Below are 17,997 nucleotides of genomic sequence, written 5' to 3' on the forward strand. Positions count from 1 at the left end.
CATCGGTGCAAGCACATGTGGCAACTAATCAGGCGGGTGAAGTACTTCATGAACAACGCCTCACCATTCCCGGGTGGTGGTCATGGATTGCAGAAACTGGAGCACAATTAGGATCAGTTATTTAGACATCGAAGGATGTTGGACAGCAAGTTTGCACTTATGTAAAAAGAGCGAGGTCATATTTTTATCTAAAGGGAAAGAGACTTAAAACGCTAGATGCATTTGAATTTTTTGCTATACTAAACCCTATTGCTGGATTGCGATGGATTGCACAATTGGATAGTTTATCTGAAGATGACCTCTGCACAATTGTGGAAATGGTGCCGTCGGGGAGGATGGATGATATTTCAAAGAGATTTACCACTGAAATGTTGCTCAATAATAGAGCAAACATCTTAGGTCTGAGAGATAGTGTCGAGAAAAATCTTAACCCATTATTGCGAGCAGTATAGGTGAAAATGTATGAGTGATGTTTTTATTATTTGGAGAAGCCCGAAAACCACGATGTGGGAGCCGGTTGCTTGCCTGACTCACAATGATGATAAATATATTTTTAATTATACTGTTGGTGCGAGGGATAATGACTTCCCAGCATTTCCAAGAATGACGGTGAAAAACAAGGGGTATTTGTCTTCGGAATTGTTTCCTTTTTTTTAGGAATAGGTTGATCCCTAAGCGCAGACCAGAGTTTGCTGCAATGTTGAATTGGTCTGATATGCATTATTCCGACTATGATCCACTAGAGTTACTTAGTATTTCTGGAGGGGAAAAGAAGACAGATAACTTTCGAATCGTTAAGTTGCCAACAGAGACGGTCGATCATAAATATAAGATTAAGTTCTTTGTCAGTGGAGTCGCTTACTTGTCAAGTTTAGCCAAGGAGGACATTTCTAACCTTAATTCGGACTCTGCTCTCACGTTTGATTTTGAATCAGACAATGGGAGTGATAAGAACGCGGTTGCGATCATTAAGGTGAAAGGTAATGTGAAAATTGGCTATTACCCAAAGTATCTGAATGAAGACTTAAGAGCTTTATATAATACTGAGGTTAGAGATAGTATTGAGGTGAAGCTGTTAAAGGTAAACTCGGATGCTCCTGAGCAGTACAAGATTTTGTGTGAAATGACTTGTGACTGGCCCGCGGACTTCTATCCATTTCAATCCGGGAAGTTTAGTATTTTGCGCTAGTGGGGGGTAACCTGAACTTTTGTTAAAAGTCGTTTATTTCGTTGCTAGTCCCCAAGACCGGCGCTGAGTGTCGTTGGGGGAGGGGCGACCGGGAGCTTGGCGGAGCCATTTTCGAAAGCGGCTGGCCGCTTTTGCTTTGGGAAAAGGGCGACTCCAAGCGTGTCGGCCCGAGCGCGACGTAAGCGAAGATGAAGCCGGGCGCAGGCACACAGACCGTACCAGCAACGCTGCTTTTGATCTCCGTCGACTTCGAGGAGCGCAGCGACGAAGGGAGATAAAGGGGAGTGGGGAGGGGCAGCGCCCCTCTCCTTGCCGTCGCCAACGCGACAACGGGTTATGGTTCACCGATGAAGGCCCACGGCGCAGCCGTCATCACCAAAACCACAGGCACCGCCGAAGGCCCACGGCGCAGCCGTCACCGCCCAAATAACCAATACGCCGTAGGCCCACGGCGCAGCCGTCACCACCTAACCTGTGCGGTTAGCGCAAAAACTTAAGCCGCAGCGATTTCAAGGAAAAGACGGACCGCATTTCAATGCGCCAAACCATGGCGGATTACGCTCGCTTCGCGGCTAATGCCGCCCTACTGTCAACCACCGCGATGTGGCTTAAACAGCCTTGAACGCCCACCAAGAACGGCGCTGAGTGTCGTTGGGTGAGGGACAACCGGGAGCTTGGTGGAGCCCTTTTCGAAAGCGGCTGGCCGCTTTTGCTCTGGGAAAAGGGCGACTCCAAGCGTGTCGGCCCGAACACGACGTAAGCGAAGATTAAGCCGGGCGCAGGCACGGCGACCGCACCAGCAACGCTGCTTTTGATCTCCGTCGACTTCGAGGAGCGTAGCGACGAAGGGAGATAAAGGGGAGTGGGGAGGGGCAGCGCCCCTCTCCTTGCCGTCGCCAACGCGACAACAGGTTATGGTTCACCGATGCAGGCCCACGGCGCAGCCGTCACCGCCCAAATAACCAATACGCCGTAGGCCCACGGCGCAGCCGTCACCACCTAACCTGTGCGGTTAGCGCAAAAACTTAAGCCGCAGCGATATCAAGGAAAAGACGGACCGCATTTCAATGCGTCACCTCATGGCGGATTACGCTCGCTTCGCGGCTAATGCCGCCCTACGCTCGACGACCGCGATGTGGCTTTATTAGCCTTGAACTTCCCCCCAAGACCGGCGCTGAGTGTCGTTGGGTGAGGGGCGACCGGGAGCTTGGCGGAGCTTTGTTGAAAGCGGCTGGCCGCTTTTGCTGTTAAAACAAAGCGCTGATTTTGAAAGAGTAGCAAGCGTGTCGGCCCGAACACGACGTAAGCGAAGATGAAGCCGGGCGCAGGCACACGGAACCTACCAGCAACGCTGCTTTTGATCTCCGTCGACTTCGAGGAGCGTAGCGACGAAGGGAGATAAAGGGGAGTGGGGAGGGGCAGCGCCCCTCTCCTTGCCGTCGCCAACGCGACAACGGATTATGGTTCACCGATGAAGGCCCACGGCGCAGCCGTCACCGCCAAAACCACAGGCACCGCCGTAGGTCCACGGCGCAGCCGTCACCACCAAGCCCGTGCGACTAGCACAGAAACCAAACCGTCCGCGATGCAGTCGCCAACACCAACCTGTGTGGTTAGCACAAACCGAAACCTATGCGGCAGCGTCAGCCTTCTGCAAAGAACGAAGCCAGTTGATCTCTTCCGCCCAAAGGGTGTCGTCGATGGTCTCCAATACCATTGGAATACCGACCGTTGCTGGGTGGTTCATCAAAAAGGCAAACACCTCCGTGCCCATCTCCCCCTCCATCAAAGAGTGGTGTCTATCCACCCGGCTGCCCAGCGCGGATTTGGAGCCGTTGAGGTGCATCCCTTTGAGGTACTCAAGGCCGACGATGCGATCGAACTCGGCGAAGGTGGCCTCTGCGGCGGCATGGCTTGAGAGATCATACCCGGCGGCGAAGGTGTGGCAGGTGTCCAGGCAGACGCCGACGCGGGACTTGTCCTCAACGCCGTCGATGATGGCGGCCAATTGCTCGAAGCTGTGACCCAGGTTGCTGCCCTGGCCGGCGGTGTTCTCGATCACCGCGGTGACGCCGGCGGTGGCGGCCAGCGCCAGGTTGATCGACTCGGCGATGGTGGCAAGACATTCGGCTTCACTGATCTTGCGCAGGTGACTGCCTGGGTGGAAGTTGAGCAGGGTCAGGCCGAGCTGCTCGCAGCGCTGCATCTCGTCGATGAAGGCCAAACGTGACCGCTCAAGCGCCTCGGGCTCGGGGTGGCCTAAGTTGATCAGGTAGGAGTCGTGGGGCAGGATCTGCGCCGGGGCGAAGCCGAGGCGGGCGCAGTTGTCCTGAAACTGTTTGATGTTGCTGGCGGTCAGTGGCTTGGCTTCCCAGCGGCGCTGATTTTTGGTGAACAGGGCGAAGGCGTTGGCGCCGAGTTTGGCGGCATTGAGCGGGGCGTTTTCGACGCCGCCGCTGGCGCTGACGTGGGCGCCGATAAATCGTGTGGCTTGGGACATGGGCTCTCCTGATGTGAACGGGGCGATGGTAAGGGGCGGCGTCGTTGGCGGCAAGCGCAGAGAACCGATCGGCAGGGTCGACTTTTTCGCTCGACTTCCCTGTCAGGGCGGGCTTGGGTATGCTGGCGGGATCCCGTGTTGGATCCCATGCAGAGCTTTTTTATGTCCTATCTTCTTCCTGCCGGCTGGCAATCCCCTCTCGCTGCTGAGCTGGCGAGCCCCTACTTTACCCAGATGATGACGCAGCTGAGCCTGTGGCGCGCCGATGGCCAGGCGATCTTCCCGCCTGAGGACAAGGTGTTTGAGGCGTTTCGCGCCACGCCGCTGGAGCGGGTCAAGGTGGTGATCTTGGGGCAAGATCCCTACCACGGGCCGGATCAGGCCCATGGCTTGTGCTTCTCGGTGCTGCCGGGGGTGAAGACACCGCCGTCGCTGGTCAATATGTATAAGGAGTTGGCGACGGATATCGAGGGCTTTGTGGTGCCGGAGCACGGCTGCTTGCAGTCGTGGGCGGAGCAGGGGGTGCTGCTGCTCAATACGGTGCTGACGGTGGCACAGGGTCAGGCACATTCTCACGCGAAGCTGGGGTGGGAGCGGTTTACCGATCGGGTGATCGCGTTGGTCAATGCCGAGTGTGAGGGGGTGGTGTTTCTGCTGTGGGGCAGTCATGCGCAGAAGAAGGGGCGGGGGATCGATCGGACGCGTCATTTTGTGCTGGAGGCGCCACATCCCTCACCGTTGTCGGCCTATCGTGGATTCTTTGGCTGTGGCCACTTCTCTAAGGCGAATGAACTGCTGCAACGGCAGGCGCGGACGCCGATCCAGTGGCAGCCGTTTTTACCTAACGGAGTTTGACCGGGATCAAGGCGTTCGAGCCAGTCTCACCGCATCCTCACTTAAGGACTATGATTAATCAACGAAAATAAAACGATTAGGTGACGATATGCTGGCAAGGATCCATACCGATCATGCGCACATCCTGACGCTGCTGAATTTGCTGGATCGCAAAGCGGGTCGATTAGAGCGGGGCGAAGAGGTCAGCCTGACCTTGATCCGAGATGTGATCGATTATCTGCAGCGTTACGCCGATAACAGCCATCACCCAATGGAAGATATCTTGTATCAGTATTATCTGGAAAAGGTGGGTGAGACGGATGGCACTGTGCATCGATTGGCGCAGGAGCATGAGACCTTGCGGATCGCCACCGATCAGTTGATGGATACGCTAAATATGATCCTGAACGATGCGGTGGTGCCACGCGAGCGTTTGATCACCGATCTCAAAACCTTTGCCGGTCAGCAGCGACGTCACCTGGAGCAGGAAGAGAAGCATGTCTTGCCGAAACTGGAGCAAGAATTGAAGGAGGATGACTGGCAGCTCCTGCAGCAGCAGGTGGCGGATACCTTGATGGACGATCCCTTGTTCAGTGGCGGCGGTGAGCGCGAGTATGAAGATCTGCGGGCGTATTTAAGCGAAGCGGATGACGAGTCGTGAGGGTTACCGTGATAAAAAACGCCCTGCGAGATCGCAAGGCGTTTTTCGTTGGCAGAGCATTAGAAATCCATCAGTTCGCTTTCTAAGTCACAGCAGAAGTCGATGTCGGACAGCTCTTTGCGCAGGCGTGCACGTTCTTTAATCGCTTCTATCTCACGCCATTTGCGCTTCTTGTTGCTGCGCGAACGGGTGGGCTTTTCAACGACACTGCCTTCCGGTGAACCGTAATCCAATCGTTCCATAACACTCTCCCCCAAAACGTGTTTTCCCTGTTGTCAGAGACTAAGTAACACAGATGGAAAAGAGTGTGCAACAAAAATGTTACAAGGTGACTCGAGATCAATTACGCTTTAAGGCTGCCTTGGCGTAGCAGCTTGATCAGTCCATTGGTGGAGCTGTCTTGAGCATAACTTGCTGACTCCGCTTCTATTTCAGCCAGAACTGCATTACCCAGAACCTTGCCTAATTCCACGCCCCATTGGTCAAATGAATTGATGTTCCACAGTGCGCCCTGAACGAAAGTACGGTGCTCGTACAGGGCGATCAGCGCGCCCAGTGTGGCCGGGGTGAGCTGCTCCATCACTAGGGTGTTGCTCGGGCGATTGCCCGGCATCACCTTGTGACGGGCGAGTCGATCCAGGTCGGCCTCGGACAGCGCTTTGCCGGCGAGCTCCGCCTTGGCTTCGTCCAGGTTCTTGCCCTGCATCAACGCCTGGGCTTGGGCCAGACAGTTGGCGGCGAGCATGTTGTGATGGCGACCGAGCGGGTTATGGCTGCTTAGCGGCAGGATAAAGTCCGCAGGAATGATGGCGGTGCCTTGGTGCAGAAGCTGGTGATAGGCGTGTTGGCCATTGGTGCCTTCGCCGCCCCAGATCACCGGACCTGTGCTGTGCGCAACCGGGTTGCCGGCGTCATCGACGGATTTGCCGTTGCTTTCCATATCCAGCTGTTGGATGTAGGCAGGCAGGCCACGCAGGTAATGATCGTAGGTCAGGATCACCTGGCTCTGGGCGTCGAAGAAGTTGCTGTACCAGAGTGACAACATGCCCATGATCACTGGCATGTTTTGCTCGAGTGGGGCTTCTAGGAAGTGGCTGTCCATCGCTTCGGCGCCGCGCAGCAACTGCTCGAAGTGATCGAAGCCAACGGCCAAGGCGATCGGCAAGCCGATGGCGGACCACAGCGAGTAACGGCCGCCGACCCAATCCCACATCGGGAAGATGTTGTCGGCGCTGATCCCAAACTCAACCGCAGCCGGGACGTTGGAGCTGACGGCGACAAAGTGGGCGGCGACATCCTGTTGGCTGGCGCCGCTTTGCAGGAACCAGTCACGGGCGCTTTCGGTATTGGCCAGGGTTTCCTGGGTGGTAAAGGACTTAGAGGACATCAGCACCAGGGTGGTCTCTGGATCGACCTTCTTAAGCTTTTCCACCAGCGAGGTGCCGTCGACATTGGCGACGTAGTGTAGGCGCAGGGACTTGGCGTAGGGGCGCAGGGCTTCGGTGGCCACTTTGGGGCCGAGGAAGGAGCCACCAATGCCGATGGCAATGACGTCGGTAAAGGCTTTGCCGGTGTAGCCGGTGCGCTGACCGCTGTGCACCTCTTCGACAAAGGCTTTCATCTTGGCCAGAGTCTGGTTGATCTCTGGGATGACGTTGGCGCCTTCGGCCTGGAGCGTGTCTTGACGACTATTGCGCAGGGCGGTGTGCAGCACGGCGCGACCTTCGGTGCGGTTGATGATGTCGCCGCGGAACATGGCGTCGCGCTGCTGCTCCAGCTGGGCGCCGCGGGCCAGATCGAATAAGTGGGCTAAGGTGGCGTCGTCGATGCGGTTCTTGGAGTAGTCCAGCAACAGTTCGGCCGCTTGCACTTGGTAGCGCTCGGCGCGGTCGGGATCATCGGCAAAGGCCTGACGCAGGGATTGGCTTTCCAGTGCTTGGCGTTGTTGCAGCAGGGCCTGCCAGGCAGGCTGTTGAGTCAATGGTGTGGTCATGGTGGTATCCATAAAAACGCCCGGGCAGGCCCGGGCGGTGGGTTTGGGCTTTGTTTAGGCGCTGAGGCGTTCGCGGAGCATCACTTCCAGCTTGTCCTGATCGATGGCGAAGTTGCGGATCCCTTCGGCCAGCTTCTCGACGGCCATGGCGTCTTGGTTCATCTCCCAGCGATACTGAGTTTCGGACAAGGGCGCCGGGCGCGGCTTCAGCTCGCCGGTGTATTCGAGCGCGCGGCGCACTTCGCGATTGTCTTGGGCCAAGTCTTCAAGCAGACCCGGGCCGATGGTTAGGCGATCACAGCCGGCCAGGGCGAGGATCTCGCCGGTGTTGCGGAAGCTGGCGCCCATGACGACGGTGTCGTAGCCGTGCTGCTTGTAGTACTGGTAGATCTGGCTGACGGAGATCACGCCGGGATCGTCAGCGCCCTGGTAATCCTGGCCGGTTTTGTTTTTGTACCAGTCGAGGATCCGGCCGACGAAGGGGGAGATCAGGAACACGCCGGCTTCGGCACAGGCGCGGGCCTGGGCAAAGCTGAACAGCAGGGTTAGGTTGCAGTTGATCCCCTCTTGCTCCAACTGCTCGGCGGCACGAATGCCCTCCCAGGTGGAGGCCAGTTTGATCAGGATCCGCTCCGGGCCAATGCCGGCTTGCTGATACAGCCGCATCAGTTTGCGTGCCTTGGTGATGGAGGCCTGGGTGTCGAACGACAGGCGGGCGTCCACTTCGGTGGAGATCCGTCCCGGCACGATCTTGAGGATCTCCAGGCCGATATTGACCGCCAGTTTGTCGGCGGCGTCTTCCAGTTGCTGAGCGGGTTCGTCGCTTTGCGCTTTGGCCCAAGCCACGGCTTCGTCGATCAGCTCTGCATATTGTGGCAACTGTGCGGCTTTGAGGATCAGCGAGGGGTTGGTGGTGGCGTCTTCTGGGTGGTAACGACGGATCGCTTCGATATCGCCGGTGTCGGCCACGATCGTGGTCAGGGATTTGAGTTGCGAAAGTGCATTGGCCATAAAGGTCATTCCATTAACAAGCAGGAACCAGAGTTGTCGTGCGTGGTGGTAAAAGTCCTCCCATTAAAGGGGATTTACCCAGTAAAGCCAACCACCGGCGCAAAATAATGGCACCGGTGGTTGGCTTTGGTTATTCCTCGCGCGACGTAACTATTCCAGGGTTACGTTGATGGTGACGTGACGGTCGGGCCGGTTTGCTTCCGGTTTGGCGCCACGCTCGCCTAAGGTACCGGTCTTCATCCGAGCGGGGTCGATCTGCCAGTCGTGATGAAGGGCTTGTTTGACGCTGTCGGCCCGGCGCTCGCCCAGCTTTATATTGTAGTCGTTGCTGCCCGTCCCATCGGTATGGCCCATTATCTGGGCTTGGGCGTCGGGCTGCTCCTGCATGAAACGGCCGATCGCCTTGAGTTTGTCTCGCTCTTCACCGCTGAGCTCGGCGGAGTCGAAGGCGAAGTAGACGGTGGTGGCGGGTGGGATCACCACCGGCTCGGGCAGTTGCACCGGCGGAGGCGGGGTGGCCGGTTTGGCGGGGGCCACGACAGGGGCGACGGCCGCAGCGGCGACCGGTGCTGGGCTGGCGCCAAAGTGGTAGCTCAATTGTAGGCCCCAGTAGTTGGCTTCGACGGGGGAGAACTGCTCGGTGACCTCCATATCATGGAAGTGGCGAAAGCGGACACCCAGTTGCAGTTGCTGATTGACCCGATAGTCCAGGCCGGCGCCGAGGTAGGGATCGATCTCATCATCGCTGAAGCTGCCTGCGGCATTGCGGATCTTTAAATCGTGCCAGAAGCCGCCGGCTTCGGCGACAACAAACAGGTTGTCCATCAGTGGCGCACGACCGGTTAATGCCAGCCGAACACCACTGCCGTCTGTGGTGCGACTCAGTGCTTGGCTATCCCAGCGGCTCTTACCCAGATCGGTATAGCCCAGCTCGACGCCGATAAAGCGGGAAAATTGCCAGCCGCCAAACAGGTCCCAGGCAAAATCGGTGTCGTCACATTGAGCGGCGGTGACGCTGGCGGGGCAGGTGCCATTCCAGTTGCTTTGGCCAAAGCCGACACCGGCATACCAAGGGGCGGTGTCGTCGGCACTGGCAAGGGGAAAAACGAGGGTGGCCATTAAGGCGGTCGCGCAGGCATTCAATTTCATTGTCTCTACTCCCTGAAGTTGTTAGGCGGCATTTGTCTCAGGTTGCCGTCTGACTAAAGCGTAGATGCTGGCAGGTCGGTCGCCAGTTGAATGCTGTACTGCCGTATGTTTCTTTTTTTTGTGTGGTTGTTTCCCTGGTTGGGATTGAGTGTGGCCAGTTTGTGATTTTGGGTGTCAAACGTTTTGGGGGGTTGTGTTGAGCTGGGGTGTTTTAGGGGGTGGTTTTGTTATTGGCGTGATTTGCTGTGATGTAGATCATGCGCGATTTAAAAATTTCTATGCTAATGTGCCGCCCTGTTGCCGGCATGAGTGACTAAGAATTTGGTCGCGAACTAGAACAATATTGCGATAAATGGCCGGTAACTGCCCAGGAAGGGCCACGTTTGGTAATGGAAGTTGATACTCAGCCACTTAAGGAATGGCGTAAACGCAATTCCTTAAGTGCCCTAAAGAAGAACTGACAATATGCTAGAAGCTATTTTTGCGCCTATCGAAGCCGTCATCGACGCAATGAACGGACTGCTGTGGGGCAGTTTGTTGATCTATGTGTTGGTTGCAGCCGGTGTGCTGTTTACCGTTCTGACTGGTTTCATCCAGTTCCGTCGCTTCGGTCACGGCGTTAAGCTGGTAAAGGAAGGCCGTAACACCACCGACGGGATCTCCTCGTTCCAGGTATTTTGTACCTCGATGGCGGCCCGTGTGGGTACCGGTAACATGGCGGGTGTGGCTGTGGCCATCACCGTCGGTGGCGCTGGCGCCATCTTCTGGATGTGGTTGATCGCCCTGCTGGGTATGGCGACCGCCTTTATTGAGTCGACCTTGGCTCAGGTTTACAAAGTGAAAGGCGACGACGGGATCTACCGCGGTGGCCCGGCTTACTACATGGAGCAAGGCCTGGGTAAGCGCTGGATGGGCTCCCTGTTCTCCGTACTGCTGATCATCGCGTTTGGTTTTGCCTTTAACGCGGCGCAGTCCAACACCATCGCCGACGCAGTAAACACCGCGATGGGGATCGACAAAGCCATCTTGGGCTTGCTGATCGTTGCTGCGACCGGTTACATCATCTTCGGTGGCCTGAAGAAGGTGGCCAAGGCTTCTGAGCTGATCGTGCCTGTGATGGCGGCTCTATACCTGCTGCTGGCGGTGATTGTTCTGGTGATGAACATCACTGAGGTGCCTGCGGCACTGGCGTTGATCTTCAAGTCTGCCTTCGGTCTGCAAGAAGCCGCTGGCGGCGCCATGGGCGCGATCGCTGCGGGTATCGCCCGTGGTCTGTTCTCCAACGAAGCGGGTATGGGCTCTGCGGCCAACATCGCTGCGTCCGCCACGCCGAACCCGAACCACCCTGCGTCTCAGGGCTTTGTTCAGATGATCGGTGTGTTTGTGGATACGCTGGTTATTTGTACCGCGTCTGCGGCCATCATCCTGCTGTCCGGCGTGCTGGACGATCCACAGGGTCAAGGCGGTATCGGTCTGCTGCAGATGGCGCTGACCAATGAGCTGGGTGCTTGGGCGTCCTTCTTCCTGGCCTTCGCCATCATCCTGTTCTGCTTTAGCTCCATCATTGCGAACTACAGCTACGCAGAAACCAACATCAAGTTCCTGACCAAGAGCAAGGCAGTTCTGACCGGCTTCCGCATCGCGGTATTGGCCATGGTGATGGCAGGCTCTGTCGCCTCCCTGAACCTGGTATGGAACTTTGCTGACGTGTCCATGGGCCTGATGGCGCTGGTAAACATTGCGGCGCTGGTGATGCTGTCTAAGGTGGCCATTGCGGTCATCAAGGACTACGAAGCTCAGCTGGAAGCGGGTGAAACCCCAGAGTTCAACGCGGGTACCGTGGCGGCGCTGGAAGCTCAGCTGCACTGCGATACTTGGAAAGACGCGGCAACCAAGCCGGTTTCCGAGCGTTGATCCTGATATGCCAAGGTTCGCGATGAATTAGCGAACAGGGCAATCGAAGGCCGCGCCACTCGTTACCGAGTGGCGCGGTTTTTTTGTGTCTGTGCCACTGATATATTGAGGCTTCATTCGATGTAACCCTTGCAAGGAGCTGTGTATGTTGGCGGTGATCTCCCCGGCGAAGAATTTGGATTTTGAGACGCCGGCGCACGTCGATGCGTATACTCAGCCCGCCTTATTGGCCGATGCCGAAGCGCTGATGACGACGTGTCGCCAATTGACCCCGGCGGATCTGGCCAGCTTGATGAAGTTGTCGGATAAGCTGGCGGGGCTCAATGCCGCGCGCTTTGCCCAGTGGCAGCCCCCTTTTGCGCCGGATAATGCTAAGCAGGCGGTATTGGCCTTTAACGGCGATGTCTATGCCGGCCTGGACGCGGCCACACTGACGCCGGAGCAATTAGCCTATGCTCAGCAGCACTTGGCCATCTTGTCGGGCCTGTATGGGCTACTTAGGCCGCTGGATCTGATCCAGGCGTATCGGTTGGAGATGGGCACCAAGCTGGCCAATGGGCGCGGTAAGGATCTCTACAGCTTCTGGGGCAGCATCATCACCGAGGCGCTCAATCAGGCGCTGGCGGCGCAGGGCGACAATGTGGTGATCAATCTGGCCTCCAATGAGTACTTCAAGGCAGTGAAGAAGCGTGAGTTGGAAGGGCGGGTCATCACCCCGGTGTTTAAGGATGCCAAGAACGGTCAGTACAAGATCATCAGCTTCTACGCCAAGAAGGCCCGTGGCCTGATGGCGCGCTTCATCATTGAGCAGCAGCCCCAGTCACCCAAAGCGCTGGAGGCGTTCGATGCCGCAGGGTATCGCTTCTCTGAGGCGGACTCGACCGAGGACACCTTGGTGTTTTTGCGCGAAGAGCAGCGCTGAGTTTGATGGCGTCATGGACGCCTATTGGGTGTTGGAGCGCCTGACATTAGCGGCGCTCTCCAAGCCGGCGGGCTGCCCTCTCTCTCCCCAGCGGTACCGGGCCTCGTTGGCGCAGGCGAACGCGGCCCGGTGCCTGTTTGATGTCTGGCGCGATGGGCAGTTGCATGGCGATGCCACGCTCACGGGGCGCAATGGTTTGTTGATGTTTGTTACCCATCCTGAGCTGCGCAACAGAGCCACATTGAGGGCTTTGTTTGGTCCGCTCATCCGTCATCTTGAACGATCTGATGGCCGAGCTCTGAGCAGCCACGTTGTTAGGGCGAATGCGCTGTCGCTGGCGTTCTCCCGCAAACGGTGGGTTCAGGTGGTGCGACAAAGCACCGGCGGGATCTGAGCTGTGCTTGGATCTGCCCAGCGAAGCGGCACAGCGGGCCCACCCATGGGCCGGCTAAGGCGGTGTTTGAACTCTCTGCTTTGTGGCCAGGTGCTGTGGCGCTATAAAGCCAGCCGCCACAGAGGTTGTCTCTTTGACTACACTGGGCAAATTAGGGTGTTTGGGCGGGATCTGCGATGAATGTTGAGTTGCGATTGCTGCGGGATGAGGACTGGCAACAGGTGATGTTGCTGCAGGCTGAGGTCTATGGTGCGGCATTTACTGAGCCTTTGACTGTGTTAAAGGATAAGCAACGGCTGGGGCCGCAGAGCTGCTGGGGCATGTGGCTGGATGAGCGGATGGTGGGTTACTGTTTGGCGCATCCGTGGCAGGCGTCGGCACCACCGCCGCTGGGTCAGATGGGGCTGCGCGAGACAAATGTTGAGTGGCTGATGTATCTGCATGACATGGCGGTCGGTCGGGCAGCCCAAGGGCAGGGGCTCGCGGCTTCTGTGCTGAAAGCTCTGGCGGAGTATGCACGGCAGGAGGGTTATACGCGTATGGCTCTGGTTGCTGTACAGGGCGCCAGTGCGTACTGGCAGCGGCAGGGGTTTGAGCAGATGATGAGCCAAAAGTCCTTAAAGGAATATGGGGATGACGCCTGTTATATGGTCAAGGCGCTCTGACGCTGTGCTCGTTGCTAGCTGAACAATACGCCGGCATTGCGCCGGCGTTTTGGGTTTTGGGTTTTGGATTTTGGGTTTATTGGCTTGGCAGCGGGATGGGGCGCAGCTCGGTTTCGGCGTTGGCCATCAGCCAGGCAAACAGGGTGTAGACTGCGGCGCTTTGCTGGATCGCCTCAGGCTTGATCTTATCCAGGGTGTCATCCGGGGTGTGGTGGTAATCGAAGTAGTCGGTGCCATCCATCGCCAGACCCGCGACCGGCACGCCGAGCACGGGCAGCACAGAGACGTCTGGGCCGCCCCAGCTGGCGTTGTGACCGCGTTCCACCCCCAGTGGCGCTAACTGTTCGGTCAATAGGGTAAAGGCGCTGAGGGCGCTGTCATTGACGCGTGAGTCGATACGATAGATGGGGCCAGCGCCAAAATCCGCTTCGGCCGCGATGTAGTGGTTGTCCAGGGTGTCTTTGTGCCGGTCTCGATAGGCTTTGGCGCCGATCAGGCCGATCTCTTCGGCGGCATACAGCACGACGCGCAGGGTGCGTTGTGGCCGGCGCTCCAGCGCCAGGATGTGCTGAGCTGCGGCGGTGACGATCCCGACGCCGGCGCCGTCGTCCAGTGCGCCGGTGCCTTCATCCCAGGAATCGAGATGGGCGCCGATCAGCACGATCTCATCGGCCTTGCTGCTGCCGTGGATCTCGCCGATCACGTTGTAGGAGGTGGCGACGCCGTGATCGAGCGTATCCAACTCCAGCTTCACCTGAATGTCGGACTGCAGCGCCAGCATGCGGGTCAGTTGATCGGCGTCGGGGCCGGACAGGGCGACGGCGGGGATCTTGGTGACGCCGTCGACGTAGCGCATGACGCCGGTATGGGCAAAGCGATGGCCGCTGGTACTAACGCTGCGCAGCAGCAGGCCCACGGCCCCTTTCTGCGCGGCTGCGACGGCGCCCCGGCCGCGCGCTTTGACCACGGGGCCGTAGCCACGGCCATCTTTGAAACGCGCCATTTTATGATCGATAAAGACGAATTTGCCTTTGACGGCGGCGGGATCGGCCGCTTCCAGATCGGCCAGGGTGGCAAAGCGGATAATGGCCGCTTCGAGCCCGCCGTCGGGCGTGGCGATGGAGTTGCCTAGTGCGGTGATCACCAGAGGTTGGGGAAAGGGCAGGGTGATCCGCGCATCGGCAAAGCCGCGCTCCCAGTGGGGCACTTCGACGGGCTCCAGCCGAACAGAATCAAAGCCCATGGCTTCAAAGCGTGCCTTGGCCCAATCGACGGCCCGTTGATCGGCGTGGGTTCCGGGCAGGCGGGGGCCGATCTCGGTGGTGAGGCTTTCCACCACGCGATAGGCGTGATCGCTCTGCATGGCGTGCTGACGCAGGTTATCTGCGTGGCTGAGGGTGAGCTCGGAGAAGGGGGCCGCGGTGAGCGACAGGGGCAGCGCCAACACGAGGGCGGCAAGGGAGCGCTTCATGAAACATCCTGTTGTTATTGTGATCCAGATCGTGGGCTACTGTAACAGGAAGGTGGGCGTTGCTTAAGCGATGAGCGGGCTCTGGGACCGCGAGCGGGGGCGAAAAAGGGTAAGGGGTTGTAAAAGAGGGCGGCGGCGGTGAAAAACAGGCATAAAAAAACCGACCCGAGGGTCGGTTTTTACAATTGCGTTCAAAGCGCTATTACAGAGCTTTGATTTGCGCAGCCAAGCGGCTCTTATGACGAGCAGCTTTGTTCTTGTGGATCAGGCCTTTGGTGGCCATGCGATCCAGGATAGGCTGGGCAGCTTGGAAAGCTTCGGTAGCTACAGCTTTGTCGCCAGTGGCGATAGCAGCAATTACTTTTTTGGTCAGGGTGCGCATCATGGAGCGACGGGAAGCGTTGTGCTGACGACGCTTCTCACTCTGGATGGCACGCTTCTTAGCAGACTTGATGTTAGCCAAGTGCAAACTCCTAAAAACGGTGCAGTCTGGATTCTTACAAGGGTCGCGAATTTACTTAGTTAAGCTCAGTTTGTCAACGACGACGAGCAAATAAGCGCCAGTTCTACGAACTGGAGACCAAATTTGGCCTTTCACAACCCTTCTAGTTTAAGATGGTGCGAAATTCTAGCAGCATTCCCGCCTCGGTGACAGACCGTCGGGTTTTTTTTTGCAGTCCAGTCTTCAATGAGACGGGTTTGACCCGTCCACTTTGTCATTATCAGGGTAACTTTTGAGCAAAAAACTGATCCGCTCCGGGATGATAGTCAGTGCCATGACGCTGATCTCCCGGGTTTTAGGCTTGTTGCGCGACGTTGTGGTGGCCAACTTGATGGGAGCCGGCGCCGCCGCCGATGTTTTTTTCCTGGCCAACAAGATCCCCAACTTTCTGCGTCGGCTGTTTGCTGAGGGGGCGTTTGCCCAAGCCTTTGTACCTGTGCTGACTGAGTACCAGCAGAAACAGGATCACACCGAGGTGCAGCAGTTGATCGCGCGGGTCAGTGGTACCTTGGGGTTGATTGTCACCGGGGTGACCTTATTGGGGGTCATTGGCTCCCCGGTTCTGGCGGCGCTGTTTGGCACTGGCTGGTTTGTGGCCTATTTAGGCGGCGAGCCGGAAGGGGAGAAATTTCTGCTGGCCGCGCTGATGTTGAAGATCACCTTCCCCTATCTGTGGTTTATCACCTTTACCGCACTGGCCGGGGCGATCCTCAATACCTTGGGCCGCTTCGCCGTGGCGGCGTTTACCCCGGTGTTTTTGAACATCGCCATTATTGCCTGTGCGTTGTGGTTGTCGCCGCAGTTGGCGCAGCCTGAGTTGGGCTTGGCCTGGGGCGTGTTCCTGGGGGGGATGATCCAGTTTCTGTTTCAGATCCCGTTTTTGCTGCAGACCCATACCTTGGTGCGCCCGCGTTGGGGCTGGCATCATCCCGGCGTGACCAAGATCCGCACCTTAATGATCCCGGCGATGTTCGGTGTGTCGGTCAGCCAGATCAACCTGCTGTTTGACACCTTTATTGCCAGTTTCTTGATGACCGGCTCCATCAGTTGGCTCTATTACTCTGATCGCTTACTGGAGTTTCCGCTGGGCTTGTTTGGTATTGCGATAGCCACGGTGATCCTGCCTGCGCTGTCCCGTCGCCACGCCAATGATGATCCGACCCAGTTTGCCAGCACCCTGGACTGGGGGGTGCGCTCGGTGCTGCTGGTGGGCATTCCGGCCATGTTGGGCCTGATGGTGTTGGCGCAACCGATGTTGATGGTGCTGTTTATGCGCGGTGCCTTTAGCCTGGCGGACACGCAAATGGCGGCGATGAGTTTGCTGGCTTACGCTTCTGGCCTGCTCAGCTTTATGTTGGTGAAGGTGTTGGCACCGGGTTATTTCGCCCGGCAGGATACCAAAACGCCGGTGCGCTACGGCATCATCGCGATGGTGGCGAACATGGGCTTTAATGTGGTGTTGGCGATCCCGTTTGGTTATGTCGGCTTAGCGCTGGCGACCTCCGCGTCCGCGACGCTCAATGCCTTCCTGCTGTATCGCGGCTTGCGGACGCAGCAGGTATTTCGCTTAGCGCCCAGCAGTCGGGTGATGATCATCAAGATGGCGTTGGCCGGCGTGGCAATGGCCGCCAGTTTATTGTGGTTGTGTCCCGACGAGGCGCAGTGGCTGGCTTGGTCGCTGCCTCAGCAGGTTGTCAATCTCTTTGGTTTCATTGGCTTAGGGGCCTTAGTCTATCTGCTGACGCTGCTGGCTCTGGGGATCCGACCGGGCCAATTAAAGAGCGCATGAAACTGCCCCTCAGCTGGGGTATAATCCGGCGATTTTCAATGCAAAGACGGGCTGTTGATCCATGGAGTTGATCAGAGGTGTTCACAACCTGTCCGATGCACATCATGGATGTGTTCTGACGATCGGGAATTTCGACGGGGTTCATTTAGGCCATGCGGCGGTGATCCGACGTTTGGTCGCGGTGGCCGAAGCGTATGGGGTGCCGGCAACCGTGATGGTGTTTGAGCCGCAGCCGCAGGAGTTTTTCCGGGGTGAGCAGGCGGCGGCCCGTTTGAGCCTGCTGCGCGATAAATTAGCGCGTCTGGCTGAGCTGGGCGTCGCACGCGTGCTGTGCATTCGGTTCGATCAGGCGTTTGCCGATCAGGATCCCGGCGAGTTTATCCGGCGCTTATTGGTCGACAAGCTCGGCGTGCGTTACCTGGTGGTAGGAGACGACTTTTGCTTTGGTCGGGCCCGCCAGGGGAATTACGCCATGCTGGAAGCGGCCGCAGAGCAATACGGTTTTGCCCTGCAGGACACCGCCAGTTGCCTGCATGGCGAGGCGCGGATCTCCAGTACCCTGATCCGCCAAGCGTTGGCGCAAGGTGACTTGACGGCGGCGGCCGGGATGCTGGGGTATCCCTATCGGATCAGTGGTCGGGTCGCGCACGGTGATAAGCTGGGCCGAACCATCGATTTTCCCACCGCCAATGTGTTGTTGAAACGCAAGGTGGTACCGGTACGCGGTGTGTTTGCGGTGCGGGTACGGACCGAGGACGGTGTGGAACATTTGGGCGTGGCCAATGTGGGTCGACGCCCGACTCTGGCGGGCATTCAATGCCGGCTAGAGGTGCATATTTTTGATTTTAATGCTGATCTATACGGTCAGCACCTGCAGGTTGAGCTCGTGAGCTGGCTGCGGGACGAACAAGCCTTCGCCTCTCTTGAGGCGTTGAAGGCCCAGATCCAGGCGGATGCGATAGAAGCCCGAGTGCGGCTCGCAGATGCGAAAGTAACAGTTTGA

At 57.6% G+C, this 17,997-nt stretch carries 17 protein-coding genes; 10 read left to right on the forward strand and 7 right to left on the reverse strand.

Annotated features, from left to right (window positions below; genetic code table 11):
• Positions 1-462: 462 nt before the first annotated feature.
• Both ABEA08_RS01855 and ABEA08_RS01860 read left to right on the forward strand, forming a co-directional pair.
• Complete coding sequence (locus ABEA08_RS01855; protein WP_345332703.1) at positions 463-657, forward strand: hypothetical protein; 195 nt, start codon at positions 463-465, stop codon at positions 655-657.
• 7 nt (positions 658-664) lie between these two features.
• A complete protein-coding gene (locus ABEA08_RS01860) occupies positions 665-1,189 on the forward strand; it encodes an HIRAN domain-containing protein (RefSeq protein ID WP_345332706.1) in 525 nt (174 codons plus the stop codon).
• 1,630 nt (positions 1,190-2,819) lie between these two features.
• Here the strand turns inward: ABEA08_RS01860 and nfo are convergent.
• Positions 2,820-3,689, reverse strand: coding sequence for a deoxyribonuclease IV (gene nfo / locus ABEA08_RS01865; protein WP_345332709.1), 870 nt, complete (start codon positions 3,687-3,689; stop codon positions 2,820-2,822).
• A 162-nt stretch (positions 3,690-3,851) separates the two neighbouring features.
• Between nfo and ung the strand changes: the two genes are divergently transcribed.
• Entirely contained in the window at positions 3,852-4,544 is a 693-nt protein-coding gene (gene ung, locus ABEA08_RS01870) for a uracil-DNA glycosylase (RefSeq protein ID WP_345332712.1), read from the forward strand.
• A gap of 88 nt (positions 4,545-4,632) precedes the next feature.
• Positions 4,633-5,184 (forward strand): hemerythrin domain-containing protein, encoded by a 552-nt coding sequence (locus ABEA08_RS01875; RefSeq protein WP_345332714.1) that lies wholly within the window; start codon positions 4,633-4,635, stop codon positions 5,182-5,184.
• Positions 5,185-5,243: 59 nt separating this feature from the next.
• On the opposite strand, the gene ABEA08_RS01880 is transcribed toward ABEA08_RS01875, so the two are convergent.
• The 4 genes from ABEA08_RS01880 to ABEA08_RS01895 all read right to left on the reverse strand — a co-directional run bounded on the left by ABEA08_RS01880 (position 5,244) and on the right by ABEA08_RS01895 (position 9,337).
• Positions 5,244-5,426, reverse strand: coding sequence for a DUF3545 family protein (locus ABEA08_RS01880; protein WP_345332716.1), 183 nt, complete (start codon positions 5,424-5,426; stop codon positions 5,244-5,246).
• A gap of 101 nt (positions 5,427-5,527) precedes the next feature.
• Entirely contained in the window at positions 5,528-7,177 is a 1,650-nt protein-coding gene (pgi, locus tag ABEA08_RS01885) for a glucose-6-phosphate isomerase (RefSeq protein WP_345332719.1), read from the reverse strand.
• A gap of 54 nt (positions 7,178-7,231) precedes the next feature.
• Positions 7,232-8,188 carry a transaldolase gene (gene tal / locus ABEA08_RS01890; RefSeq protein ID WP_345332722.1) on the reverse strand — a complete coding sequence of 319 codons (957 nt, stop codon included), beginning with the start codon at positions 8,186-8,188 and terminating at the stop codon, positions 7,232-7,234.
• 150 nt (positions 8,189-8,338) lie between these two features.
• A complete protein-coding gene (locus ABEA08_RS01895; protein WP_345332725.1) occupies positions 8,339-9,337 on the reverse strand; it encodes an OmpA family protein in 999 nt (332 codons plus the stop codon).
• A gap of 465 nt (positions 9,338-9,802) precedes the next feature.
• On the opposite strand from ABEA08_RS01895, the gene ABEA08_RS01900 reads away from it, so the two are divergent.
• From ABEA08_RS01900 to ABEA08_RS01915, 4 genes are all read left to right on the forward strand, one after another.
• Positions 9,803-11,251: an alanine/glycine:cation symporter family protein gene (locus ABEA08_RS01900; RefSeq protein ID WP_345332728.1), complete on the forward strand. Its 1,449-nt coding sequence runs from the start codon at positions 9,803-9,805 to the stop codon at positions 11,249-11,251.
• Positions 11,252-11,396: 145 nt separating this feature from the next.
• Positions 11,397-12,173 carry a peroxide stress protein YaaA gene (yaaA, locus tag ABEA08_RS01905; RefSeq protein WP_345332731.1) on the forward strand — a complete coding sequence of 259 codons (777 nt, stop codon included), beginning with the start codon at positions 11,397-11,399 and terminating at the stop codon, positions 12,171-12,173.
• 13 nt (positions 12,174-12,186) lie between these two features.
• Positions 12,187-12,567 (forward strand): hypothetical protein, encoded by a 381-nt coding sequence (locus ABEA08_RS01910; protein WP_345332734.1) that lies wholly within the window; start codon positions 12,187-12,189, stop codon positions 12,565-12,567.
• A gap of 176 nt (positions 12,568-12,743) precedes the next feature.
• A complete protein-coding gene (locus ABEA08_RS01915) occupies positions 12,744-13,232 on the forward strand; it encodes a GNAT family N-acetyltransferase (protein ID WP_345332736.1) in 489 nt (162 codons plus the stop codon).
• A 76-nt stretch (positions 13,233-13,308) separates the two neighbouring features.
• Here ABEA08_RS01915 and ABEA08_RS01920 read toward each other — a convergent pair whose 3' ends face one another.
• Together ABEA08_RS01920 and rpsT are read right to left on the reverse strand one after the other, a co-directional pair.
• A complete protein-coding gene (locus ABEA08_RS01920; RefSeq protein WP_345332738.1) occupies positions 13,309-14,703 on the reverse strand; it encodes a M28 family peptidase in 1,395 nt (464 codons plus the stop codon).
• A 202-nt stretch (positions 14,704-14,905) separates the two neighbouring features.
• A complete protein-coding gene (rpsT, locus tag ABEA08_RS01925; protein WP_345332740.1) occupies positions 14,906-15,166 on the reverse strand; it encodes a 30S ribosomal protein S20 in 261 nt (86 codons plus the stop codon).
• Between the two features lie 271 nt (positions 15,167-15,437).
• Between rpsT and murJ the strand changes: the two genes are divergently transcribed.
• Complete coding sequence (gene murJ, locus ABEA08_RS01930; protein ID WP_345332743.1) at positions 15,438-16,994, forward strand: murein biosynthesis integral membrane protein MurJ; 1,557 nt, start codon at positions 15,438-15,440, stop codon at positions 16,992-16,994.
• A 61-nt stretch (positions 16,995-17,055) separates the two neighbouring features.
• Positions 17,056-17,997, forward strand: coding sequence for a bifunctional riboflavin kinase/FAD synthetase (ribF, locus tag ABEA08_RS01935; protein WP_345332746.1), 942 nt, complete (start codon positions 17,056-17,058; stop codon positions 17,995-17,997).

This window comes from Ferrimonas pelagia (genome assembly GCF_039543565.1).
Lineage (GTDB): Bacteria > Pseudomonadota > Gammaproteobacteria > Enterobacterales > Shewanellaceae > Ferrimonas > Ferrimonas pelagia.